Source organism: Phycicoccus avicenniae (assembly GCF_018139485.1).
Lineage (GTDB): Bacteria > Actinomycetota > Actinomycetes > Actinomycetales > Dermatophilaceae > Phycicoccus > Phycicoccus avicenniae.
Map to the genome: position 1 here is coordinate 32,436 of NZ_JAGSNF010000021.1, position 22,922 is coordinate 55,357.

Annotated in this window: 24 protein-coding genes; 7 read left to right on the forward strand and 17 right to left on the reverse strand. The window is 74.5% G+C overall.

Translation table 11 applies throughout. From position 1 onward, the window contains the following. Positions 1-310 precede the first annotated feature (310 nt). Together KC207_RS14460 and KC207_RS14465 are read left to right on the forward strand one after the other, a co-directional pair. Positions 311-2,350, forward strand: a complete 2,040-nt coding sequence (locus KC207_RS14460) for a HelD family protein (RefSeq protein WP_249138761.1) — start codon at positions 311-313, stop codon at positions 2,348-2,350. 96 nt (positions 2,351-2,446) lie between these two features. Beyond that, positions 2,447-2,950 carry a hypothetical protein gene (locus KC207_RS14465; RefSeq protein ID WP_211604026.1) on the forward strand — a complete coding sequence of 168 codons (504 nt, stop codon included), beginning with the start codon at positions 2,447-2,449 and terminating at the stop codon, positions 2,948-2,950. Between the two features lie 10 nt (positions 2,951-2,960). On the opposite strand, the gene KC207_RS14470 is transcribed toward KC207_RS14465, so the two are convergent. The 8 genes from KC207_RS14470 to KC207_RS14505 are packed head-to-tail and all read right to left on the reverse strand — an operon-like array spanning position 2,961 to position 11,652. Next, a complete protein-coding gene (locus KC207_RS14470) occupies positions 2,961-4,028 on the reverse strand; it encodes a M48 family metallopeptidase (protein WP_211604027.1) in 1,068 nt (355 codons plus the stop codon). A gap of 20 nt (positions 4,029-4,048) precedes the next feature. Then, complete coding sequence (locus tag KC207_RS14475; RefSeq protein WP_211604028.1) at positions 4,049-5,464, reverse strand: pyridoxal phosphate-dependent decarboxylase family protein; 1,416 nt, start codon at positions 5,462-5,464, stop codon at positions 4,049-4,051. Between the two features lie 23 nt (positions 5,465-5,487). Beyond that, a complete protein-coding gene (locus KC207_RS14480) occupies positions 5,488-5,844 on the reverse strand; it encodes a VOC family protein (protein ID WP_211604029.1) in 357 nt (118 codons plus the stop codon). A 59-nt stretch (positions 5,845-5,903) separates the two neighbouring features. After that, positions 5,904-7,295, reverse strand: a complete 1,392-nt coding sequence (lpdA, locus tag KC207_RS14485) for a dihydrolipoyl dehydrogenase (protein WP_211604030.1) — start codon at positions 7,293-7,295, stop codon at positions 5,904-5,906. 38 nt (positions 7,296-7,333) lie between these two features. Beyond that, positions 7,334-9,331, reverse strand: coding sequence for a penicillin-binding protein 2 (mrdA, locus tag KC207_RS14490; protein WP_211604031.1), 1,998 nt, complete (start codon positions 9,329-9,331; stop codon positions 7,334-7,336). Between the two features lie 10 nt (positions 9,332-9,341). Further along, entirely contained in the window at positions 9,342-9,815 is a 474-nt protein-coding gene (gene mreD, locus KC207_RS14495) for a rod shape-determining protein MreD (RefSeq protein WP_211604032.1), read from the reverse strand. An 11-nt stretch (positions 9,816-9,826) separates the two neighbouring features. Continuing rightward, the gene (locus tag KC207_RS14500) at positions 9,827-10,627 is read right to left on the reverse strand and encodes a rod shape-determining protein MreC (protein ID WP_211604033.1); all 801 of its coding nucleotides are present in this window, start codon (positions 10,625-10,627) and stop codon (positions 9,827-9,829) included. Beyond that, a complete protein-coding gene (locus tag KC207_RS14505; protein ID WP_211604034.1) occupies positions 10,624-11,652 on the reverse strand; it encodes a rod shape-determining protein in 1,029 nt (342 codons plus the stop codon). The genes KC207_RS14500 and KC207_RS14505 overlap by 4 nt, the downstream gene beginning before the upstream one ends. A 162-nt stretch (positions 11,653-11,814) precedes the next feature. Here KC207_RS14505 and KC207_RS14510 point away from each other — a divergent pair, with 162 nt between their 5' ends. From KC207_RS14510 to KC207_RS14520, 3 genes are all read left to right on the forward strand, one after another. Further along, on the forward strand, positions 11,815-12,102 hold the full coding sequence (locus KC207_RS14510; RefSeq protein ID WP_211604035.1) for a hypothetical protein: 288 nt from the start codon (positions 11,815-11,817) through the stop codon (positions 12,100-12,102). Positions 12,103-12,179: 77 nt separating this feature from the next. Further along, positions 12,180-13,373: an SGNH/GDSL hydrolase family protein gene (locus KC207_RS14515; protein ID WP_211604036.1), complete on the forward strand. Its 1,194-nt coding sequence runs from the start codon at positions 12,180-12,182 to the stop codon at positions 13,371-13,373. Next, on the forward strand, positions 13,370-14,062 hold the full coding sequence (locus tag KC207_RS14520; RefSeq protein ID WP_211604037.1) for a hypothetical protein: 693 nt from the start codon (positions 13,370-13,372) through the stop codon (positions 14,060-14,062). The genes KC207_RS14515 and KC207_RS14520 overlap by 4 nt, the downstream gene beginning before the upstream one ends. A gap of 16 nt (positions 14,063-14,078) precedes the next feature. On the opposite strand, the gene ndk is transcribed toward KC207_RS14520, so the two are convergent. The 4 genes from ndk to KC207_RS14540 are packed head-to-tail and all read right to left on the reverse strand — an operon-like array spanning position 14,079 to position 16,377. Further along, entirely contained in the window at positions 14,079-14,501 is a 423-nt protein-coding gene (ndk, locus tag KC207_RS14525) for a nucleoside-diphosphate kinase (RefSeq protein WP_211604038.1), read from the reverse strand. Between the two features lie 9 nt (positions 14,502-14,510). After that, the gene (locus KC207_RS14530) at positions 14,511-14,936 is read right to left on the reverse strand and encodes a DUF4233 domain-containing protein (protein WP_249138762.1); all 426 of its coding nucleotides are present in this window, start codon (positions 14,934-14,936) and stop codon (positions 14,511-14,513) included. Next, positions 14,933-15,229, reverse strand: coding sequence for a hypothetical protein (locus KC207_RS14535; protein ID WP_211604039.1), 297 nt, complete (start codon positions 15,227-15,229; stop codon positions 14,933-14,935). The genes KC207_RS14530 and KC207_RS14535 overlap by 4 nt, the downstream gene beginning before the upstream one ends. Before the next feature lie 29 nt (positions 15,230-15,258). Beyond that, positions 15,259-16,377: a D-alanine--D-alanine ligase family protein gene (locus tag KC207_RS14540; RefSeq protein ID WP_211604040.1), complete on the reverse strand. Its 1,119-nt coding sequence runs from the start codon at positions 16,375-16,377 to the stop codon at positions 15,259-15,261. A gap of 35 nt (positions 16,378-16,412) precedes the next feature. On the opposite strand from KC207_RS14540, the gene KC207_RS14545 reads away from it, so the two are divergent. Next, the gene (locus tag KC207_RS14545) at positions 16,413-17,507 is read left to right on the forward strand and encodes a trans-sulfuration enzyme family protein (RefSeq protein ID WP_211604041.1); all 1,095 of its coding nucleotides are present in this window, start codon (positions 16,413-16,415) and stop codon (positions 17,505-17,507) included. Positions 17,508-17,525: 18 nt separating this feature from the next. On the opposite strand, the gene KC207_RS14550 is transcribed toward KC207_RS14545, so the two are convergent. Together KC207_RS14550 and KC207_RS14555 are read right to left on the reverse strand one after the other, a co-directional pair. After that, the gene (locus KC207_RS14550) at positions 17,526-18,524 is read right to left on the reverse strand and encodes an NAD(P)H-dependent glycerol-3-phosphate dehydrogenase (RefSeq protein WP_211604042.1); all 999 of its coding nucleotides are present in this window, start codon (positions 18,522-18,524) and stop codon (positions 17,526-17,528) included. Continuing rightward, a complete protein-coding gene (locus tag KC207_RS14555) occupies positions 18,521-19,279 on the reverse strand; it encodes a lysophospholipid acyltransferase family protein (protein WP_211604043.1) in 759 nt (252 codons plus the stop codon). Before KC207_RS14555 ends, KC207_RS14550 begins: the two co-directional genes overlap by 4 nt. Before the next feature lie 90 nt (positions 19,280-19,369). Here KC207_RS14555 and KC207_RS16955 point away from each other — a divergent pair, with 90 nt between their 5' ends. Next, positions 19,370-20,212, forward strand: coding sequence for a CofC family guanylyltransferase (locus KC207_RS16955; RefSeq protein ID WP_249138763.1), 843 nt, complete (start codon positions 19,370-19,372; stop codon positions 20,210-20,212). A gap of 58 nt (positions 20,213-20,270) precedes the next feature. Here KC207_RS16955 and KC207_RS14565 read toward each other — a convergent pair whose 3' ends face one another. The 3 genes from KC207_RS14565 to leuC form a co-directional block, all read right to left on the reverse strand. After that, on the reverse strand, positions 20,271-20,750 hold the full coding sequence (locus tag KC207_RS14565) for an HU family DNA-binding protein (protein WP_211604044.1): 480 nt from the start codon (positions 20,748-20,750) through the stop codon (positions 20,271-20,273). A gap of 160 nt (positions 20,751-20,910) precedes the next feature. Further along, a complete protein-coding gene (gene leuD / locus KC207_RS14570; protein ID WP_211604045.1) occupies positions 20,911-21,501 on the reverse strand; it encodes a 3-isopropylmalate dehydratase small subunit in 591 nt (196 codons plus the stop codon). Then, positions 21,501-22,913 carry a 3-isopropylmalate dehydratase large subunit gene (leuC, locus tag KC207_RS14575; protein ID WP_211604046.1) on the reverse strand — a complete coding sequence of 471 codons (1,413 nt, stop codon included), beginning with the start codon at positions 22,911-22,913 and terminating at the stop codon, positions 21,501-21,503. The genes leuD and leuC overlap by 1 nt, the downstream gene beginning before the upstream one ends. Positions 22,914-22,922: the final 9 nt, after the last annotated feature.

Consider the following 22,922-nt stretch of genomic DNA (forward strand, 5'->3'; position numbering starts at 1 on the left):
CACGCAGCAGTGACGTCAGTGCTGCGCCCCCACCAGCAGGGACGTCAGTGCTGCGCCCACACCAGCAGGGACGTCAGTGCTGAACGCTCGCCAGCAGTGACGTCAGTGCTGCGCATACGACAGCACTGAGGAGTGGTGGGAACGGGTTCCCTGGGCGACCCAGAGCCACCCCTCGCGTGCGGACCTGGCGACCGGATCGGCGTGGCTCGGACAGGTCTCCCGGTGCTAGCATCCTCGATTCGCCGGTATGAGCTCCCCACGAGTCCCCGGCCACCCCCGAACCCCACGACCGACGGAGGATGGTCCCGCCGTGCCCGCCCCCACGCCCGACACGGCCGACCCCACCCTCGCGGCCGAGCAGGCCCACCTCGAGCACGCCCGCGACCAGCTGCGCCGGATGCGCGAGTCGGCCGAGAGCCTCGACGCCGGCACCGCCGCCGACGCCTTCAACGCCGCCTACCTCGAGGGCGCCCTCGCCCGCCGGGTCGCGTCCCTGCGGGACGACCCCCGCACGACCCTCTTCTTCGGACGCATCGACCACACCGAGGACGCCGGCCGCGAGGTCCTGCACATCGGCCGGCGGCACGTCGGCGACGAGCACGGCGACCCCGTCGTCGTCGACTGGCGCGCCCCGATGAGCACCGCCTTCTACCGCGCCTCCCCCACCGAGCCGATGGGCGTGCGCCTGCGCCGGCGGTTCGGGGTCGACCGAGGCCGGCTCACGGCGTACGAGGACGAGCGGCTCGACCGCGGCGACGTCACCGACCGCAGCGCCATCCTCGCCGCCGAGATCGAGCGCCCGCGCTCGGGGCCGATGCGCGACATCGTCTCGACGATCCAGCCGGAGCAGGACGAGATCGTCCGCTCCGACCTCGCGACGACGATCTGCGTCCAGGGTGCGCCGGGCACCGGCAAGACGGCCGTCGGCCTCCACCGGGCCGCCTGGCTCCTCTTCTCCTTCCGCAGCCGGCTCGACCGGTCCGGTGTCCTCGTCGTCGGACCGAACCGGGCCTTCCTCGACCACATCGGTGCCGTCCTGCCCTCGCTCGGCGAGGTGCGTGTCTCGCACGCGACCGTCGACACCCTCCTCGACCACGGCCGGGTCCGCGCGGAGGACTCCCCCGACGCCGCGATGCTCAAGGGCGACGCCCGGATGGCGGAGGTGCTGCGCCGGGCCGTGTGGTCGCGGGTCGGACGGGCGGAGGACGCCCTCGTCGTGCCCCGCGGCTCGCGGAAGTGGCGGGTCCCCGGCTACGACGTGCAGGACGAGGTCGACGCCCTCGTCGCCCGTGGGGTCCGCTACGAGGCTGCCCGCGAGCTGCTGCCCCAGCGCATCGCCCACCTCGTCATGCTCCGGATCGAGCGCTCCGGCGACTTCCCCGGCGACCGGGTGCAGGACTCCATCGCCCGCTCGGCTCCGGTCAAGGCCTATGCCAAGGGCCTGTGGCCCGCCCTCGACCCCGCCGCGGTGCTCTTCGGGCTGCTGTCCGACGCCGACGCGCTCGCCGAAGCCGCCGCCGGGATCCTCACCGACGACGAGCAGGCCGTCCTGCGCTGGTCGAGCCCGCCGCGGACGAAGGGCGCGGCCCGGTGGACCCGCGCCGACCTCGCGCTCCTCGACGAGGCCGCCGACCTCCTCGAGCGGACCCCTTCGCTCGGGCACGTCGTCCTCGACGAGGCCCAGGACCTCTCCCCGATGCAGCTGCGGGCGGTGGGGCGCCGTGCGTCGACCGGCAGCCTCACGGTGCTCGGCGACATCGCACAGGGCACGACGTCGTGGGCGACGGACTCGTGGGACACCGCGATGGGCCACCTCGCCCGCGAGGACCACGAGCTCGTCGTCCTCGACCGGGGCTTCCGCGTCCCCGGGCTCGTCATCGACTTCGCGGCGCGGCTGCTGCCCTCGATGGCGCCCGGGCTCGGGGCCCCCCGGTCGGTCCGCGACGACCCGGGCCGCCTCGACGTCCTGCGGGTCGAGCCCGACCGGCGGTCCGCCGCCGTCGTCGACGCCGTCCGGGAGGCGAGCGCGCAGGAGGGGTCGGTCGGCGTCATCGTCCCGGACGCCTTCGTCACGGCGATGTCCGCGGCGCTGACCCGGGCCGAGGTCCCGCACGGCCGGCTCGACGAGGGGCACGGCGACGACGAGGACCGCCAGGTCGAGCTCGTCCCCGCGAGCGTCGCGAAGGGCCTGGAGTTCGACCGCGTCGTCGTCGTCGAGCCCGCCGCCATCGCCGCGGCCGAGCCCGACGAGCGCACCGGGCTGCGCCGGCTCTACGTCGTGCTGACCCGTGCGGTGACCGGTCTGACGGTCGTGCACACCGACCCGCTGCCCGGTCCGCTCGCGGACTGACGGAACGGGGTTATCGCAGACTGGCCTCGCACGGCGACGGCGAAGCGGTCTTTGAAATCGCTCACGACCAGCACCTCGCGTCCGCAGAATGAATCTGTGGCACTGCTGAAGTGGATGGGGCGTCGATGGGATCGACGCGAAGGGGTCACTGTCGACAGCGCGTTCACGGCGTGCGTCGTGGTGGCCGCGGATCGTGAGCGCGTCTGGTCTGTGGTGACTAACCCCGCGGCCGCTCATCTGATTCGTGATGACGTCGTTCGCGCGTTCGTCGTCCCTGGGACCCCAACGGAGGGGGTGGGAAGTCAGACGTGCACGGTGACCCGGGATGCAAACCGCCTGCATGCACACATCGATGAGACGACAGGATTTGACCGTCTCGATTTTATCGAGTCGGTACTCCGGACAGGACCCATGGACATCCGGCAGGAACTCGCACTCTCGGGCCCGCCCGATGGTCCCACCACACTGCAGCTCCGAGTGTCCCTGAACTTGCTCATAGGCAAGGAGGATGAGGTGCGCCACGACATGGAGTCGGAGATCCAAACGTTCCTCAACCGTCTCCGTTCGGTCATCGAGTCTGGCGCCACGTTCTCGGGCTGACGCCCCTGCTTCAGCGACCGCCGCGCAGCTTGTCGGCGAGCCAGTCCCGCAGGTCGTCGTGGACCCGTCGCACGTCGGCGTCGGCCCCCAGGTCCGCGGCGCGGTCGACACGTCCCGAGGCGACGCCCGCGTGGCCGGCGAGGGCCTCGAGCCGCCGCGCGGTCGGGGGGTGGAGGGCGTCGACCGCGGCGTCCCCCGCCACGGTGACCCGGCGGTCGAGCTCGGAGCGGTCCGGCCGCTCCGCCGCCTCGAGCGCGACGAGGGGGTCGTGCCCGGTGCGGGCGGCGTTCTCGGCCGCGGACACCCCGAAGGGCACGCCGACCGTGCTGAGCAGCACCGACCGCAGGGGCTTGGCCCCGGCGACGTCCGCGGCGGCGCGGTCGGCGTCGAGAGCCGACTGCTGCAGCACGGGCCGCCACAGCCGGGTGTGCAGGCCGAGGACGCCGCGGACCGGGGCCCCCACCAGCGCCAGGCCGGCGTTGCCGGCACCCCGGGCGAGACCGCGACCGATCCGTCCCTCCATCATCGTGTCGCCCCCGCCGTGCTTCCCGACGAGGAGGTCGAGGCGGTCCGTCGACGCGGTGCTCAGCGGGTTGGGAACCGGTGCGAGGACGGAGACGAGGCCGACGAGCACGTCGTTCGCGAGCCGACCCAGGAGCCCGGGAGGACGGCGACGGGTCTCGGCGCAGGCGAGCTCGTGCGCGAGGGCGGCGACCCGCTCGTCCGGGGTGAGCACGCTCCACTGCGGAAGGCCGACGACGAGCGTGCTCCCACCGACGTAGCCGGTCGGGAGGACCTGGATCCGGTAGCCGATGTCGACGACGATCCGTCGCGGGGTGCGGGCCCCCACCGCCGTCGCGACAGAGCCCACCAGCCGGTGCAGGTCGGCGGCCTCGTCGACCGCGAGGAGCCGGGCGTGCTTCGGCGCCCGCTCCGACCGGGGCAGCACCCCCCAGAGGACGACGCCACCGAGGACGAGCCACAGGACCCGGGTCAGACCGTCCACCCGGGTGAGCCACCAGAGCCACAGCGCGAGCACCGCGCCCGCCGCGAGGAGCACGAGGAGCGAGAGAGCCACCGCAAGCCCTCGGTTCCCCCTCATCGCGCGACCTTCTCCCGCAGCAGGTCCCACAGCGACTCGACGTCGGCCCGCTCCGTCGCCTCGGCCCCGATGGACACCCGGACCATCCAGCGCCCGTCGAGCCGGCTCGCGCCGAGGAACGCCCGACCGCTCGCGTTGACGGCGTCCACCCAGGCCAGGGTGTGGGCGTCGAGGTCCTCCCCGGTGACCCCGTCGGGCTCGTGGACGACGCACACCGTCTGCAGGGCGACCGGCGCGACGACCCGCCAGTCCGGCTCGGCCTCCACCTGCGCGGCGAGCCACCGGGCGTTGTCGAGGTCCCGACGCAGCCGCGACCGGATCGCCTCGACCCCGTCGAGCCGCAGGTGGAACCACAGCTTGAGGGCCCGGAACCGACGGCCGAGCGGGATCCCCCAGTCCTTGTACTGGACGACCTCGCCGTCGGTCGCGGCGCGCAGGTAGCTCGGCGTCGTCGACATGACCGACACGAGGTGGTCGACGTCGCGGACGTAGAGCAGCGAGCAGTCGAGGATCGTGCCCATCCACTTGTGCGGGTTCCACGCGAGCGAGTCCGCGCGGTCGACCCCCTCGAAGAGGTGTCGCATCTCCGGCAGCAGCATCGCCGCCCCGGCCATCGCCGCGTCGACGTGCACCCAGGCGCCGTGCCGGGCGGCGACGTCGACGACGGCGTCGACGGGGTCCATCGCCGTCGTGCCCGTCGTCCCGACCGACGCGACGACGACCGCCGGGGTCCGCCCCGCCGCGACGTCCTGCTCCATCGCCGCCGCGAGCGCCGCAGGGTCCATCGCGTAGGTCACCGGGTCGACCGCGACCTCGCGGACGTTGTCGGCGCCGAACCCCGCGAGCAGGGCCGACTTCACGACCGACGAGTGCGCCTGGGGCGAGCTGTAGACGACGAGCGGGCGGTCGTGCCCCTGGAGCCCGCCCCGGTGCTCCGACCCGTCGCTGGCCCGCTCACGAGCCGCGAGCAGGGCGACGAGGCACCCCGTCGAGGCGGTGTCCTGGATGGCGCCCCGCCACTCGCCGGACAGCCCGCAGAGGTCACGCAGCCAGTCGGTGACGACCTGCTCGACCTCGGTGAGCGCCGGCGCGGACTGCCACGTGATGCCCAGCGCGCCCACCCCGCCGGAGGCGATGTCGCCGAGCACCGACGCGAGGGAGGCGTTGCTCGGGAACCAGCCGTGGAAGCCGGGGTGCTGGGTCTGCACGACGCCGGGGACGACGACCCGGTCGAGGTCGGCGAGCACCGCCGCGAACGGCTCCGGCACCTCCGGCGCGGAGGGCGGCAGGGCGTCCCGCACCTCGCCCGGCCGCACCTGCGCGGCGACGGGCAGGTCGGGCACCCGCTCACGGTGGTCGGCGATCCAGTCGACGAGGGCGTGGCCGGCGGCGCGGAACTCATCGGGGGTCATGCCGCCATTGTGGACCGTCGTCCTCAACCGGGGCCGGGCATCCCGCCGAGGACGATCTCGTTGCCGTCGGGGTCGTGGAACGCGACCCGGCGCACCCCGCTCGGGTAGGTCTCGTCGTCGACCGGCTCCAGGCCCTCGGACGCCACCCGGGTCAGCCAGTCGGCGAGCTCCTGCGGGCGGTCCATGTACATCGAGACGAGGGCCCGGCCCGCCTCGTCGGGCGCACGCACGACGTAGACGCTGCGGCCGGGTGCCAGGTCCCACACGGCCTCGTCGTCCTCGATGACGTACGGGTCGTCGTCGCCGAGCAGCCGTCCGTACCAGTCGAGCGCTCGCGCGAGGTCGGAGACGGGGATGCCGGCGTAGAGCGTGAGGGCCATGCTCGACCCTATCCCCGTCGCTGCAGGTCAGGACAGGGACGACGCCGCCGACGGCCCGGTCAGAGGTTGATCATGTGCCCCGCGATGCCCTCGATGGCCTCCTTGACCGACTCCGACAGGGTCGGGTGGGCGAAGACGTTGCGGGCGACCTCGTCCGCGGTGAGGTCCCACTTCTGGGCGAGGGTGAGGACGGGGAGCAGCTCGGTGACGTCGGGGCCGATCATGTGCGCGCCGAGGATCTCGTTGTGCTCGGCGTCGGCGACGACCTTGACGAACCCGACCCCGTCGCCGAGGCCCATCGCCTTGCCGTTGGCGCTGAACGGGAACTTCGCCGTCTTGACGTCGTAGCCCTTCTCCTTGGCCTGGGCCTCGGAGTAGCCGAACGAGCCGATCTGCGGGTGGCAGTACGTCGCGCGCGGGACGAAGTCGTACTCGACGGGCATCGTGTCGGCGCCGGCGAGGTGCTCGGCGGCGACGACGCCCTGGGCCTCGGCGACGTGGGCGAGCATGAGCTTGGCCGTGCAGTCGCCGATGGCGTAGACGTTCTCGACGTTCGTGCGGCAGTACTCGTCGATGGCGACGGCGCCGCGCTCGGTGAGCTGCACCCCGGCCGCCTCGAGCCCGAAGCCCTCGACGCGCGGGGCGAACCCGATGGCGGACATGAGCTTGTCGGCCTCGAGGACGTCCTGCTCGCCGTCCTTGGACACGGTCACCTTGACCCCGGACCCGGTGTCCTCGACGGACTCGACCTTCGTGCCGAGCATGACCTTCACGCCGAGCTTCTTGTACTGCTTGAGGAGCTCCTTGGAGACCTCCTCGTCCTCGGTCGGGACCATCCGGTCGAGGAACTCGACGATCGTCACGTCGACGCCGAAGTTCGTCATGACGTAGGCGAACTCGACGCCGATGGCGCCGGAGCCGGCGATGACGATCGAGCCCGGCAGGTTCTCGTCGAGGATCTGCTCCTCGTACGTCACGACGTTCTGCGACACCTCCACGCCGGGCAGCATCCGGGTGACGGCGCCGGTGGCGACGATCAGGTGGTCGAAGGTGAGGCTGCGGGACTCGCCGTCGTTCAGCTCGACGTCCATCGAGGTCGAGCCGGTGAGGGTCCCCCAGCCGTCGATCTCCTCGATCTTGTTCTTCTTCATGAGGAAGTGGACGCCCTTGACGATGCCCGCCGAGACCTTCCGGGAGCGGGCGTGGGTGGCGCCGTACTTCATCGACACCTCGCCCTCGATGCCGAAGAGCTCCTTGTCGTGAGCGAGCGTGTGGGCGAGCTCGGCGTTCTTGATGAGCGCCTTGCTCGGGATGCAGCCGACGTTGAGGCAGACCCCGCCCCAGTACTTCTTCTCGACGACCGCGACCTTCTTCCCCAGCTGCGCCGCGCGGATCGCCGCGACGTAACCACCAGGACCAGCACCGAGCACCACGACGTCGAAGTCAGCCATGGCGGAAAGCCTATCGGTGCCCGCCGGCCCCGGCGGTGTCAGCCCAGCGCGCGCAGGGTGCGGTGCACGGACTCGGCGACCGGGGCCGCCGTCGAGGACCCGGTCCCTCCCTGACCGACGACGGCCGCGACGACCCACCGCGGCGCGCCGGCAGGCGCGTAGGACACGAACCACGAGGTGTCCCGCTTGCCGACGACCTCGGCCGTGCCCGTCTTCCCGGCGACCGGCCAGTCCCGCGGCATGTCCGCGAAGACCCCGGCGGCCGTCCCGGTCACCGGCACCCGCGCCAGCGCGTCCTGCACGTACCGGACCGTCGAGCGGCTCATCGGTGCGCGCCGCGTCCGGCCGCCCTCGACTGCCTGCTCCGCCCCGCCCGCGGGGTCCACGAGGGCCGTCCCGACCCGCGGCGTCAGGACCGAGCCGCCGTTGGCGACGGCCCCGTACACGACCGCCATCTGCAGTGGGGTCGCGAGGACGTCACCCTGCCCGACGGAGAAGTTCGCGGCGTCACCGGCCCGCAGCTGCCAGCCCGAGGCGCAGTTCTCCTCGGCGACCGCCCGCAGGAACCGGCGGCGCTCCCGGTCCCGGACCTCGGGGTAGCCGGTGTCCGCGCGGCGGCACAGCTGCTCGCGCTGGTCCTCCCACGTCGCGCGGCGCCAGGAGCGGTCCGGCACCCGGCCGGCGTCCTCGTGCGGCAGGTCGACGCCGGTCGGGCGGCCGAGCCCGAGGCGCCGGGCCGTCGCCGCGAACGGGTCGCGCACGTCCGCGGCGGCACCGAGCCCGCCCTGCCGCAGCCACGACGCGTACGCGAGGTCGTAGAAGACCGTGTCGCACGAGATCTCCAGCGCCGTCGCGAGGCTGATCGCCCCGTGCTCGCGGGTCTCGTAGTTGCGGAACCAGCGGTCGCCGATGCGGTACCGGGACGGGCAGTCGTAGTCGGCGGTGAGGGACCGCCCGTCGGCCACCGCGGCGGCGACCGAGGCGACCTTCATCGTGCTCGCGGGGGCGAACCCGACGTCCGTGGCCCGCGAGAGCAGGGGCGTCCCCCGGTCCGGGTCCGTGAGCCGTGCGTAGTCCGCCTGCGAGATCCCGCCGGTCCACACGTTCGGGTCGTACGTGGGGGCGCTCGCCAGCGCGGCGACGGCGCCGTCGCGGGGGTCCAGGACGACGACGGCCCCGGAGTCGGCGGCCCAGCCGCGGGCCCGCGCGCGGCGCATCTCGCGGCGCAGCGCCCGCTCCGCCGACGCCTGGACGCGGACGTCGAGCGAGGTGACGAGGTCCCGGCCCGGCACGGGGGGCGTCCGCGAGACGACGTGCGTGACGAGCCCCCGGGCGTCGACGGCGACGACCGTCCGTCCGGGTACCCCGCGCAGTGCCGCGTCGTACTGCTGCTCCAGCCCCGCCCGCCCCACGAGGTCGTCGCCGACGAGCGTGTCCGAGGCCTCGACCTCCTCGGCGGTCACGGGTCCGAGGTAGCCGACGAGCTGGGCGGCCGACACGCCGTCGGGACGCGGGTAGTGCCGCACCGGGCGCGAGGTGACCGCGACGCCGGGGAACCGTCCCGGCTGCTCCACGAGGGACAGGGCCCGTGCGGCGTCGACCCCCTCCACGAGCGGGACCGGCACCTGCGGGGAGCCCGACCAGCACGTCGGGGCCGGCGGGGCACCCTCCTCGCCACAGAGCCAGGTCCGCCCGAGCAGCGGCCCGGCGTCGACCCCGAGCACGCGCGCGACGTCCCGGACCTGGGCCTCGGCGCGGGCGCGGTCGTCGGCGACGACCCGCCGCTCCAGGGTCACGACCGTGCTCGTCCGGTTCTCCGCGAGGACCCGGCCACCGCGGTCGAGGATCCGACCCCGCAGGGCCGGGACGACGAGGGTGCGGGTGTCGAGCGCCGTCGCGTCGGCGCCGCCGTCGGTGAACCCCTCCGCCCCGGCGAGCTGGACCTGGCCGAGCCGTCCGACGAGCCCGCCGAAGGCGAGCAGGACGAGGACGAGCACGGCGAGCAGCCGCCCGTGGACCCGGTGCGCCCCGCTCACGACGCGGACCTCATCCGTACCGCCGCCGCACCGCGGCCCGTTCCGCCCCGACCACGACGGGGACGAGGACGGCCGCGACCGTCGCCGTGAGGAGCACCCGCACCGCGAGCGGGGCGAGGTCGACCGGGGCCCCGAGGGTCAGGGCCCGCAGCACCTCGACCGCCTCGACGACCGCGGCGCCGAGCAGGGTCACCCCGGCCACCCGGGGCGCCGGGGTCGGCCCCGCATGACGCAGGCGCCCGGCGAGCAGTCCCGCGACGGCGTAGGCGAGCGCGTGGGCACCGAGCGGCTCGGCGCCCGGCGGGACGAGGTCGACGACCCAGCCGCCGGCGAGCCCGGCGGCCGCTCCCGCCCACGGGCCCCGGAACAGGCCCCAGGCGACGACGAGGACGACGACGAGGTCGGGGCCGACGGCCACCCCGCGGGCGCCGAGGGTCGCGGCGGCGAGCGCCGCGAGCACGAGCGCCAGGCCGCGCACCAGCATCGCCCCGGGCATCAGCCGGGCCCCCCGGTGACGACCGGTCGGGGCGTGGTGCGTGCGCCCCCGACGACGACGGCGACGACGTCGAGCGTGCTCGGGTCGACGGCCGGGCGCACCGTCGCGGTCGGCGCCAGCCGGCCGGCGACGTCGTCGACCGCGGTCACGGTGCCGACGAGGACGCCGGGGACGAAGGGACGTCCCCCGGGCGACCCGAGCGTGACGACGGCGTCCCCCGCGTGCGTCGTGCCCTGCTCGACGAGCGCGAGCGAGAGCTCGCCGGGACCGGGCGTGGAGGCCCCCGGCGCGGCCGCCGCACCCGCGTGCCCGAGGACGCCGCGCTCCCCGACCCGGACCGCCACGGTGACCTCGGGCGCCCCGAGCAGCTCGACGTCGCTCGTCCACCGCGCGACGTCGACGACCCGGCCGACGAGACCGTCCGCGGCGAGGACGGTGCCGCCCGCCTCAACGCCGTCCCGATACCCGACGCCGAGGGTGACCCGGCCCGGACCGGAGGGCCCGGGCGGACCGACGCCGACGACGCGGGCGAGGACGACACGGGCGCCATCGATCCCCGGTGATCCCAGGAGGGCGGCGACCTCCGGGTCACCCACGGCGGGGGCGAGGACGGCGTCGGCCGCCGACCGGGCCGCCCGCTCGGCAGCGGGGTCGGCGCCCGGCCCCACCGCGCGCTCGAGGGGACCGAGGGCGGCGGCCGCGACGTGCCGGACCGGGGCGAGGTCGACGGCGCCGGAGACGTCGAGCAGCACGGCGAGGACGGTGAGCACCACCGCGGCGAGGACCGCGCGCCGCCTCATGACCTCGTGACGAGCACGCGCTCGAGCGTCCCGAACTCCTCGACGCAGCGACCGGCGCCCCGGGCCACCGCCCGCAGGGGGTCCTCGGCGACCCGGACCGGCACGCCGAGCTCGTGGTGCAGCCGCTCGTCGAGGCCGCGCAGCAGGGCCCCACCCCCCGTGAGGACGACACCGCGGTCGACGACGTCGCCGGCCAGCTCAGGAGGACACACGTCGAGGACGGACCGGACGAGGTCGACGATCGAGGCGACCGGGGTCTCGATGGCCCGGCGCACCTCGGCGGAGCCGATCGTCACCGTCCGCGGCAGCCCGGTGACGAGGTCGCGGCCCCGGACCCGCTCGGCGAGCTCCTCCCGCAGGGGGAAGGCCGAGCCCGCGGCGATCTTGAGCCGTTCCGCGCTGGACTCGCCGAGGAGGAGGGAGTACTCGGCCTTGACGTGGCTCACGAGGGCGTCGTCGATCTCGTCGCCCCCGATGCGCACGGTCCGGGAGGTGACGATGCCGCCGAGGCTGATGACGCCGACGTCGGTCGTACCGCCGCCGATGTCGACGACCATCGACGCCCGGGTCTCCTCGACCGGCAGCCCGGCCCCGATGGCCGCCGCCATCGTCTCCTCGATGACGTAGACCCGGCGGGCCCCGGAGCGCAGCGTGGCGTCCTCGAGCGCCCGGCGCTCGACGCTCGTGATGTCGCTCGGGACGCACACGACGACCCGGGGACGGACGAGGCGCGAGGGGGCGACCCGGTCGACGAACCAGCGGACCATGCGCTCGGTGACGTCGGCGTCGGAGATGACCCCGTCGCGCAGCGGCCGGACGGCCGTCACGGTGTCCGGGGTGCGACCGAGCATGTCCTTGGCGCGGGTGCCCGCCGCGAGGAGGTCGCTCGTGCCGGCCCGCACGGCGACGACGGAGGGCTCGTCGAGGACGACACCGCGGCCCCGCTCGTACACGACCGTGTTGGCGGTGCCGAGGTCGACGGCGAGGTCCCTCCCCCGGAGCCATCCCGCCGCCCAGCCGCTCATGCCGGGAAGGGTAGGTCCGCGGCGTCCCCGGCCCCGGGAGGCAACGCCGCGGAGCGACGCGGGGCGGTCGATCCCGTGACGGACGGGACTGATGTGACGTGTGGGACGCGAGACCGGGCCTCCCACCGCGCTAGCGTGGGGTCCGACGAGGGGAGGGACGAGGTGACCGACACCGACGACGGCCGGCCGCTGCGGGTGTCCGCGACGGTGCTCACGTGGCTGACCCTCGTGGCGTGCCTCGGCGGGCTCGTCACGTACTGGGGCACCGGCTTCCTCGACCCGGAGGCCGGCAGCAGCACGGGCGAACGGCTCTTCCTCACCCTGTCGCCCGCCGTCGTCGTGGCGCTCGTCGCCGGCCTCGTCCTGCGCCGGCGGGCCCCGCGGACGGGCGCGGTCGTCCGCCTCGTCGTCCTCGCCCTCGGCTGGGGCCTCTTCCTCGCCACCCGCTGACCGCCCGTCCCGTTGGGCCCGGGATCGGGCCCGAGGGCCCATGCCACCCGGTCGCCGGTGCGGTGTGCTGTCGGCCCATGGGAGTCCGGACGGGGCGGGAGCGGGGGTCGTCCGGCCTCGAGTACATCGGGATCGCCCTGGCGGTCGCGGCGCTCGTCGCCGCCGTCGGGGTCTTCCTGGGGCCGCGCCTCGAGCCGGAGGTCGCGCGCGCCTGGTGCCTCGTCACCGGCGACTCGGGGTCGGACTGCTCCGGGGGCGGGACCGGGTCCGCCGCGGCGGCCGGTGAGGACCTCCCGTGGTTCGCCGACCCCGCGCTCACCCCTGAGGAGCGCGCCACCGCCGGCCGCTACGTCGGGCTCGGCGACAGCTACTCGTCCGGGGAGGGCGGCAGCGCCTACGAGCCGGGCACGGACGAGGACAACCAGTGGAAGAAGTGGTGGGACCAGCACGGCCTCTGGCCCGGTGAGGTCCGGCAGAACATGTGCCACCGCTCGACCGCGGCGTACTCGCAGCGGGTGAACGCCGACCAGGGCCTGACCTTCAAGGGCTTCGGGTTCGCCGCGTGCAGCGGCGCCGTCATCGACGACTTCTACCGGCCGAACCACGAGAACCACAACGCGGACAGTCCCAACCGGCAGAACGAGGACGAACCCGCCCAGCTCGACTCGCTCACCGAGGACACGAGCCTCGTGACCTTCTCGATCGGCGGCAACGACGTGGGGTTCGCCGACGTGCTCACCGAGTGCGTCAAGGCCACCGCGATCTCCTTCTACGACGGCATCAGCGGCGCACCGCCCTCCTCGTGCGCCGACTCCGACGTCGCGGCCGAGGCCCGGGGCCGCATCCCCGACACCGCCGAACGGCTCACGCAGCTCCTCGCCGACGCGCGGGAGCGCGCCCCCGGCGCGCGGATCATCGTCGTCGGCTACCCCAAGTTCTTCCCCGCGGACCCCAGCGGGGTGAGCTCGATGATCCAGGCGGACGACCAGCGCTGGATCAACGGTGGGGTCGAGGCGCTCAACGACGCCCTGGCCGAGGCCGTCGAGGACGCCGGCGGACCCGACGCCGGGTTCGAGTTCGTCGACCCGCGGGACGCCTTCGCCGGGTGCGAGATCGGCACCGCCGACTCGTGCATGAACGGCCTGCGGGTCGGCTTCGGGGACGACTTCGACAGCGGCCGGCCGGTGAGCAACGGCAGCTTCCACCCGAACGACGAGGGTCACCGTAGGATCGCGGACCTGATCGCCGACCGGATCCGGAACGGGGGATGACCGTGCGCGTCGCACGCCTCACCACGCTCGCGCTCGTCGGCGTCCTGCTCGCCGGCTGCGCACCGTCCACCCCGGAGGAGACCCCCGTGACGAGCACCCCCGCCGCCCCGGACCCCTCGCCCGACCCCACCCCGTCGACCGACCCGGTCCCGAGCCCGCCCGAGCCGTACGACCCGGCCGCCCAGCGCGTCGCCACCGGCGCCTTCCCCGCCCCGGAGGCGCTGCCCGAGGGCTGGACGCAGGTGGACCCCACCGCCGAGCTGCCGCAGTACCCCGGCGACCCCGAGTACTGCGGCGTCGCCCTCGAGCGCGAGACCGCGCCCGGCGCGTCGCTGCACCTCTACGAGCAGTCCGACGCCGGTCCCTACGTCCTCCAGTACACCTACGTGCTCCCCGACGGGGTCGCCGAGGAGGTCGTCACCGACCTCGCCGCCGCCGTCGAGCGCTGCGTCGCCGAGGGACGGGACGCCGAGGGGCGGGTGTTCGCCGCGAAGCAGGCCCCCACCGTCGGTGACGCCTCGGTGTCGGTGGCCTTCGTCGCCGACGCGGGCGCGGTGTCCCAGGTGACGGTGTTCCGCCGGGGCGGGACGCTCGTCGCGCTCGTCGGGTTCAACCCGGCGGGGCTGCCCCCGCTCGAGGCGCTGGGCACCCTGGCCCAGGGCGTCGACGCCCGCCTCCGCGCCGGCTGAGCCGCCGGCCGGCGGCTCAGAGCTCGGGGAACCAGATCCCGATCTCGCGCTCGGCCGACTCCGGGGAGTCCGAGCCGTGGACGATGTTCTTCTGGACCTTCTTGCCCCAGTCCCGGCCGAGGTCGCCGCGGATGCTGCCGGGCGCGGCGCCGGTCGGGTCGGTCGAGCCGGCGAGCGTGCGGAAGCCCTCGATGCACCGGTCGCCCTCGACGACGGCCGCGCACACGGGGCCGGAGGACATGAAGGCGACGAGAGGCTCGAAGAAAGGCTTGCCCTCGTGCTCGGCGTAGTGCCGGTGCAGCATGTCGGTGTCGGCGGAGACGACCTTGAGGGCCGCGAGCCGGTACCCCTTGGCCTCGATCCGCCGCAGCACCTCCCCGGTGAGGCCGCGGGCGTAGCCGTCGGGCTTGACGAGGACGAGAGAGCGTTCGGTGGTCACGCCGACACCCTAGTCGGCGCCGGCGGCGGGTCCCGCGTCGCTCCCCGCCGTGCTCCCCGCCGCACGGCCGGCGACGAGCTCGTCGGCCTTCAGCCCCTGGACGAGCAGCAGCAGCCACACGGCGGTGAAGACGAGCGCGACCCCGACCATCGCGGGCACGACGACGGCGCTCGCCCACGTGAGGACCTGGACGAGCCAGCCCAGGGTGATGCCGTACGGGCGGCGCATGAGGCCTCCCGCGACGAGGGACAGCAGGGCCAGCCCGAGACCGGCCCACAGGAGGAGGTCGGCGTCGCCCTCGCGGCCGTCGGCGATGGCCAGACCGCGGGCGACGAGCGCGAAGAAGGACAGCAGGACCGCCTGGCCGACGAGGGTCATCGCGAGCAACCGGAAGGTGAGCTTCCCCTGGGTGCCGTACAGCGGCAGGCGGGTCACTGCTCGCCGCCCTCCCCGATCTTCCAGCGATAGGTGTCGACGGCCGCCTTGGCCTGCGCCTGCGTGGCTCCCGTCGCGGCCCGGTAGTGCTTCATCGCCGCCCCGACGTCACCCTGCTCGAGCTTGTCGTCGAGCAGGAGACGCTCCGGTCGCGGCAGCTCCTCGACGGGGGTGAAGCTGAGGTCGGAGGTCCCGGTGATCGCGCCGATGCCACCCCCGGCCCGGACGGCGCGCACGACGTACCAGACGGCGACGACCACCGCGATGATGACGAGGAGCCGGAACAGCCACATGCCGTCCAGGATAGGCGGCGACCGGCCGGTCAGCGCAGCCCGGTGCGCCGCTCCAGCGCCAGCTCGACGAGCTCGTCGATGAGCTGCGGGTAGGCGATGCCGCTCGCGGCCCACATCCGGGGGAACATCGAGCTCGGGGTGAACCCCGGCATCGTGTTCACCTCGTTGACGACGACGCGGCCGTCGTCGGTGAGGAAGAAGTCGACCCGGGCCAGCCCCTCGCACCCCGCGACCTCGAAGGCCTGCGCGGCGAGCTCGCGGATCCGCGCGGCCGCCTCGGTGGGGACGTCGGCGGGGGTCGTGAGCCGGACGTCGTCGCCGGAGATGTACTTGGCCTCGAAGTCGTAGAAGTCGTGGCCCGAGAGGACGACGCACTCGCCGAGCTCGCTCGTGCGCGGGGGCTCGGTGCCGCGCCCCTCGAGGACGCCGCACTCGATCTCGCGTCCGACGACGGCGGCCTCGACGACGACCTTCGGGTCGTGCTCGCGCGCCGCCTCGACGGCAGCCTCGAGGTCCTCGGCGCGGGAGACCTTCGTGATGCCGATGCTCGACCCGGCGCGGGCCGGCTTGACGAACACCGGCCACCCGAGGGCGTGCACGGCGTCCATCGCGGCCGCCTTGTCGCGGCGCCACTCGCGGTCGGTGACGACGGTGTACGGACCGACCGGCATCCCGGCCGCCGCGAGCACGCTCTTCATGAGCGCCTTGTCCATCATGACCGCCGACGCCGCGACACCGGACCCGACGTAGCGCACGTCGGCGAGGTCGAGCAGGCCCTGGAGCGTGCCGTCCTCGCCGAAGGGTCCGTGGAGCAGTGGGAGCACCACGTCGACCTCGCCGAGGGTGCGCGGCGGCCGGCCGGGCTCCTGGACGACGAGGGTGCGGTCGCTCGTGCTCGTCGGGACGACGACGCCGGGGCCGTCCCCGTCGACCTCGGGGGTCCGGTCGGCCGTGAGCCGCAGCGGCGCCGGGTCGTCGGCGGCCAGGACCCAGCGGCCGTCCTTGGCGATCCCGACGGGGACGACGTCGTACCGGTCCCGGTCGAGCGCCTCGAGGACGCTCGCGGCCGTGGCGCAGGAGACGGCGTGCTCCGAGGAGCGGCCGCCGAAGACGACGGCGATGCGGATCGGCGGGGTGGACTGGCTCATCCCGGACGACTCTAGCGGCCGTAGGCTGGGCCACCGTGACCGACGAGCCCTCCTCCCCCGCCGACGACCTCACGCCGCAGACCCGCCTCGTGACGCTCGGCCGGGAGCCGGTCGCACCCGGCGCCCAGGTCGGCGCGCCGCTCGTGCTCACCTCGACCTACCACGCCGACGGCCCGGTGTCCTACGCCCGCGGGGGCAACCCGACGTGGACCGCGTTCGAGGAGGCCGTGGGGTCGCTCGAGGGGGGCGACGCCCTCGTCGTGTCCTCCGGGATGGCGGCCGTCGCCGCCGTCTTCTCCCTCCTGCCCCACGGCGGCACGGTCGTCGTCCCGGACGCCGCGTACAACGGCGTCATGGCGACCGTCGCCGCCCTCGAGGCGGACGGCGCCGCCACCGTGCGCCGCGTCGACGTCACCGACACCGCCGCGGTCGTCGCCGCGCTCGACGGCGCGGAGCTGCTGTGGCTGGAGTCCCCGACCAACCCGCTGCTCGAGGTCGCGGACCTGCCCGCCCTCACCGCCGCCGCCCGGTCCCGCGGCGTCCTCACCGCCGTGGACAACACCTTCTCCACCCCCCTCCTCCAGCGGCCCCTGGAGTCCGGGGCCGACGTCGTCGTGCACTCGGCGACGAAGTACCTCTCGGGGCACAGCGACCTGCTCCTCGGTGTCCTCGTCACCCCCGCGAGCGAAGAGGGCACCGCCCGCCGTGCCCGGCTCGCGCGGCACCGCCAGCTGCACGGAGGCATCGCCGGACCGGTCGAGACGTGGCTCGCCCTGCGCGGCCTGCGCACGCTGCACCTGCGCCTGGAGCGGGCCTGCGCGAACGCGGCGGTCGTCGCCGAGCGGGCCGCCGGGCACCCCGCGGTGACCCGGGTGCGCTACCCGGGCACCGGCGCGATCGTCTCGCTCGAGGTCGCCGGCGGGGCCGCCGCGGCGGAGCGGGTGTGCGCCTCCACCCGGGTGTGGGTCCACGCGACGAGCCTCGGCGGGGTCGAGAGCATGCTCGAGCGTCGGCGTCGGCACCCCGACGAGCCCGCGACCGTCCCGGAGGACCTCGTCCGCCTCTCCCTCGGCGTCGAGGACGTCGAGGACCTGTGGCGGGACCTGTCCGCCGCGCTCGACCGGGCCTGACCTCGGCCGCCTCCGGCCTCAGCCGGTCTCGGCCTTGCGGGGCCGGGCCAGGAGGGTCGAGACGACCTCGGGGATGGTCCGTCCGTGCTCGATGAGGGCGTCGACCTGCTCGATGATCGGTACCTCGACGTCGTGCTTGCGGGCGAGCTCGAGGATCGAGGTGCACGACTTGACGCCCTCGGCCGTCTGCCGCGTCACGGCGACGACCTCGTCGACGGTCATGCCCTGGCCGAGCCGGACGCCGAAGGAGTGGTTGCGCGACAAGGGCGACATGCACGTGGCGATGAGGTCGCCGACGCCGGCGAGCCCGGCGAAGGTCACCGCCTCCCCGCCGAGCGCCGTCCCGAGGCGCATCGTCTCGGCGAGCCCGCGGGTGATGATCGAGGCCTTGGAGTTGTCCCCCATCCCGAGCCCCTCGGCCATGCCGACCGCGAGCGCGATGACGTTCTTCACCGCCCCGGCGATCTCGGTGCCGACGACGTCGGTCCCGGTGTACGGACGGAAGTAGGGCGCGGCGCACGCGGCCGCGACCCGCTCGGCCATCGCGTGGTCGCGGCAGGCGACCACCGAGGCGGCCGGCTGCTTGGCGGCGATCTCGCGGGCGAGGTTCGGTCCGGAGACGACGACGACGCGCTCCTCCTCGACCCCGCCGACCTCGGTGACGACCTCGGACATCCGCTTCGTCGTGCCGAGCTCGACGCCCTTCATGAGCGAGACGACGGCGGCCTCGCGGGGCAGCACCCCGCCCCACGCCGCGAGGTTGTCGCGCAACGTCTGGGACGGGACGGCGAGCACGACGACGTCCGCCCCGTCGCAGGCCTCGGCGGGGTCGGTCGTGGCCCGGACGCGGTCCGGCAGGTGCAGCTCGGGCAGGTAGGCCTCGTTGACACCGGCGTTGACCTGCTCGACGACCTCGGCCCGGCGGCCCCACATCGTCACCTCGGTCCCGGCGTCGGCGAGGACGGCCGCGAAGGCGGTGCCCCAGCTGCCCGTGCCGTAGACGGCCGCGCGGCTCACGAGGCGTCCCGCAGCGGGCGCGGCCGGCCGGTCACGCTGACCCCGGCGCGGCGCGGGTCGAAGCGCTCGGCCGGGGCGGTCCCGCCCCGCAGCACCTCGAGCTCGGCGGTCACGGCGTCCATGATCCGTCGGGTGGCCTCGGTGAGCAGCTCGGTCGTCACGGGAGCACCGTAGAGGTCCTCGAGCGCGACGGGCGCACCGGCACGCACCCGCATCGTGCGGCGTCGGCGCAGCCGCGGTCGGTGCGCGTACGGCGGGAGCACCTCCTGCGGCCCCCACATCGCGACCGGGACGACGGGGCAGCGCGTCTCGAGGGCGACCCGGGCGGCCCCGGTCTTGCCCCGCATCGGCCACAGGTCGGGGTCCCGGGTGAGGGTGCCCTCGGGGTAGATCGCGACGCACTTGTCGGCACGGACGGCGGCGACCGCGGCGTGGTAGGCGCTTCCGGCGCGGCCGGACTCGCGCTCGACGGGGATCTGGTCCGCGGAGCGCAGGACCGCCCCGACGAGCGGCACGTCGAAGACCTCCCGCTTGCCGAGGAAGCGTGGCGCGAGTCCCTGGTCGACCATGAAGTGCGCGAAGACGAGCGGGTCGAGGTGCGAGACGTGGTTGGGGCAGACGACCCAGCCGCCCTCGCGGGGCAGGTGCTCGGTGCCGGACCACTCCCTCCGCGCGAGCAGGACGAGGAGCGGGCGGAGGAGCCGGACGGCGAGCCGGTATCCGAAGGGACGTGAGGAGTCCGTGGGCGTGCTCACCTCGGGCCTTCCGTGGTCGGGGTCACCGCATTGTGGTCCGCGCGGTGGGCGATGTCGAGGACGTCGGCGCGGGTTGGCAGGATCGGCCCCGTGACCGGGTCGGGCAGCCTCGCCGTCGTCGTGCCGCTCAAGGGCGGCCCGCTCGCGAAGTCGCGCCTCGACCTGCCCGCGGGCGTCCGGGTCCGGCTCGCCGAGGCGTTCGCGCGCGACACCCTCGCGGCCGTCGTCGCGGACCTGCCGGACGCCCTGCTCGTCGTCGTCACCGGCGACGCCCGCACGGCGGCGTGGTGCGGGGACCTCGCCGAGGTCGTCGGGGACCCCGGCGGAGGTCTGGACGCCGCCGTCCGCTCCGGCCTCGGGTACGCGCGCTCGCGGGGTCACCGGCGCGCCGCGGTCCTGCTCGGCGACCACCCGGCGCTGCGCCCCGGCGAGCTCGCCGAGGCGGTGGGCCACCCCGGCCCTGCCGTGGTCCCGGACGCGGACGGTACCGGCACGGCGCTGCTGCTCGTGGCGCTCGACGCGGGCTTGCCGGTCACGGCCTTCGGGCCGGGCAGCGCGGCGGCGCACGAGGCCCTGGGCCACCGCCGCGTGGACCTCGACCTGCCGGGGCTGCGGACCGACGTCGACGACGCGCCGTCGCTGCACCGGGCCCTGCGCCTCGGTGTCGGCGACGCCACCCGGGCCGCCCTGCGCCGCGTTACGCTGCCGGGCGTGCAGGCGACGATCCACCGGGCTCCGGACGAGCAGGGACACGGCGGGAGCGCGCTGCTCGACGACGGGACGCAGGTGGCTGTCCCGCGCGAGAGCCTCGCCGACAGCGGGCTGCTGCACCTGCGGGTCGGGCAACGGGTCACCGTCGAGCTCGACGACGACGGCCGCACCTGCCGCCGCGCGTGGATCGCGGGGATCGGGCCCGGCCGGCCGGTCGGCTGAGGGCCACGACGGCCTCGTCGCCGTCCGTCCGCAGGACCCGGTCGCCGGTCCTGGTCGCCTAGCTCCCGGCCGCCTTCCTCGCGGCGGTCTTCTTCGTGCCGGCGGCCTTCTTCGTCGTCGCGGCCTTCTTCGTCGTCGCGGCCTTCTTCGTGCCGCTCGTCGTCGTGGCCGCCTTCCTCGTGCCGGCGGCCTTCTTCGTCGTCCCCGTGGCGGCCGACCCGGCCGGCGCCCGCCCCGTGGCCGTCCCGGTCCTCGGCAGCGTGCTCGGGGTACGGACGTAGTCCTTGAAGGCCGTGCCCGGGCGGAAGCGCGGTGAGGTCGTCTTCGAGATGCGGACGGCGTCCCCGGTCCGGGGGTTGCGTCCGGTGCGCGGGGCCCGCTCGACGCGGTCGAAGGTGCCGAACCCGGTGATGGCGACCTTCCCGCCCCGGACGACCTCGCGGACGATCGTGTCGCACACGGTGTCGAGGGCCTGCACGGCCGCCTGCCTGCTGCCGAGCGTCTTCTCGAGCTCCCGGACGAGGTCTGCCTTGTTCACGTCTGCCTCCATCGCTGGGCCGCCGATGGGTCACCGGCGGCCTTGGTCGGCGTGGTCGGCCGTGCACCGGCCACCCGCCGACGCTATGCCCACGGAGAACCCCGGGTAAACCCCGACACGGACGTGTGCGCCGGTCAGGGCCCTGGGCAATGCCCTTCGGTCAGACGCGGACCCGGGGCTTCCAGGCCGGTCGCCCGCCTTCGAAGGCGTCGATGTCCTCGGCGTGGCGCAGCGACAGGCTGATGTCGTCCAGCCCCTCGAGGAGCCGCCAGCGGGTGTAGTCGTCGACCTGGAAGGGTGCGACGAGGTCACCCGCCGTCACGGTGCGCGAGACGAGGTCGACCGTGACGGACGTGCCGGGCTCGTTCTCCAGCAGCTTCCAGAGCAGCTCGACGTCGTCCTGGCTGCACTGCGCCGTGAGCAGTCCCTGCTTGCCGCTGTTGCCGCGGAAGATGTCGGCGAACCGCGAGGAGATGACGACCCGGAAGCCGTAGTTCATCAGCGCCCACACCGCGTGCTCGCGCGAGGACCCGGTGCCGAAGTCCGGTCCGGCGACGAGGACCGAGCCGGCCGTGTAGCTCGGGTCGTTGAGGACGAAGGTCTCGTCCCCGCGCCAGGCGGCGAACAGCCCGTCCTCGAACCCGGACTTGGTGACCCGCTTGAGGTAGACCGCCGGGATGATCTGGTCGGTGTCGACGTTGCTGCGGCGCAGCGGGACCCCGATGCCGGTGTGCGTCGAGAACTTCTCCATCAGGCCATCGCCTCCACGGGCTCGAGATCGGCGGGGCTGGACAGCGTGCCCCGGACGGCGGTCGCGGCCGCGACGAGCGGGCTCACGAGGTGGGTACGACCGCCCTTGCCCTGCCGGCCCTCGAAGTTGCGGTTCGACGTCGAGGCGCTGCGCTCGCCGGGGGCGAGCTGGTCGGGGTTCATCCCGAGGCACATCGAGCACCCGGGCAGGCGCCACTCGGCACCGGCGGCGGTGAAAACCGCGTCGAGCCCCTCCTCCTCGGCCTGGAGGCGGACCCGGGCCGAGCCGGGCACGACGAGCATCCGGACGCCCTCGGCGACCCGGCGGCCCTCGATGACGGCCGCGGCGGCCCGCAGGTCCTCGATGCGACCGTTCGTGCACGAGCCGACGAAGACGGTGTCGACGTGGATCTCGCGCAGGGGGGTCCCGGCGGTGAGCCCCATGTACTCCAGCGCCCGCCGGGCGGCGATCTTGTCGTTGTCGTCACCCATGTGCTCGGGGTCGGGGACGGCCTCGCCGAGCGGGCTGCCCTGGCCGGGGTTGGTCCCCCACGTGACGAAGGGGGTGAGGGTGGCGGCGTCCAGGACCACCTCGGCGTCGAAGGTCGCGTCGTCGTCGCTGCGCAGGTCCTTCCACGCCTCGACGGCGGCGTCCCAGTCGGCCCCGGTCGGGGCGTGGTCGCGGCCGCGGACGTACTCGAAGGTCGTCTCGTCGGGGGCGATCATCCCCGCACGCGCCCCGGCCTCGATCGACATGTTGCACACCGTCATCCGGGCCTCCATCGACAGCGCCCGGATGGCGCTGCCGCGGTACTCGATGACGTAGCCCTGGCCCCCGCCGGTCCCGATCCTCGCGATGACGGCGAGGACGATGTCCTTGGCGGTGACGCCGTCGGCCAGCTCGCCCTCGACGGTCACGGCCATCGTGCGGAACGGCGAGAGCGGCAGGGTCTGCGTCGCGAGGACGTGCTCGACCTCGCTCGTGCCGATGCCGAAGGCGAGTGCGCCGAAGGCGCCGTGGGTCGAGGTGTGGCTGTCGCCGCAGACGATCGTCATGCCGGGCTGGGTGAGACCGAGCTGCGGACCGACGACGTGGACGATGCCCTGCTCGGCGTCGCCCATCGGGTAGATCGTCACGCCGAACTCGTCGCAGTTGCGGCGCAGCGTCTCGACCTGGGTCCGGCTCACCGGGTCGGTGATCGGCCCGGGGGTCGTCGGCACGTTGTGGTCCTCGGTGGCGAGGGTGAGGTCGGGGCGCCGGACGGGGCGGCCCGCCTCGCGGAGTCCGTCGAAGGCCTGGGGGCTCGTCACCTCGTGGAGCAGGTGGAGGTCGATGTACAGCAGGTCGGGCTCGCCCTCGTCTCGTCGGACGACGTGGGAGCCCCACACCTTCTCGGCCAGGGTTCCGGCCATGGTCGACAC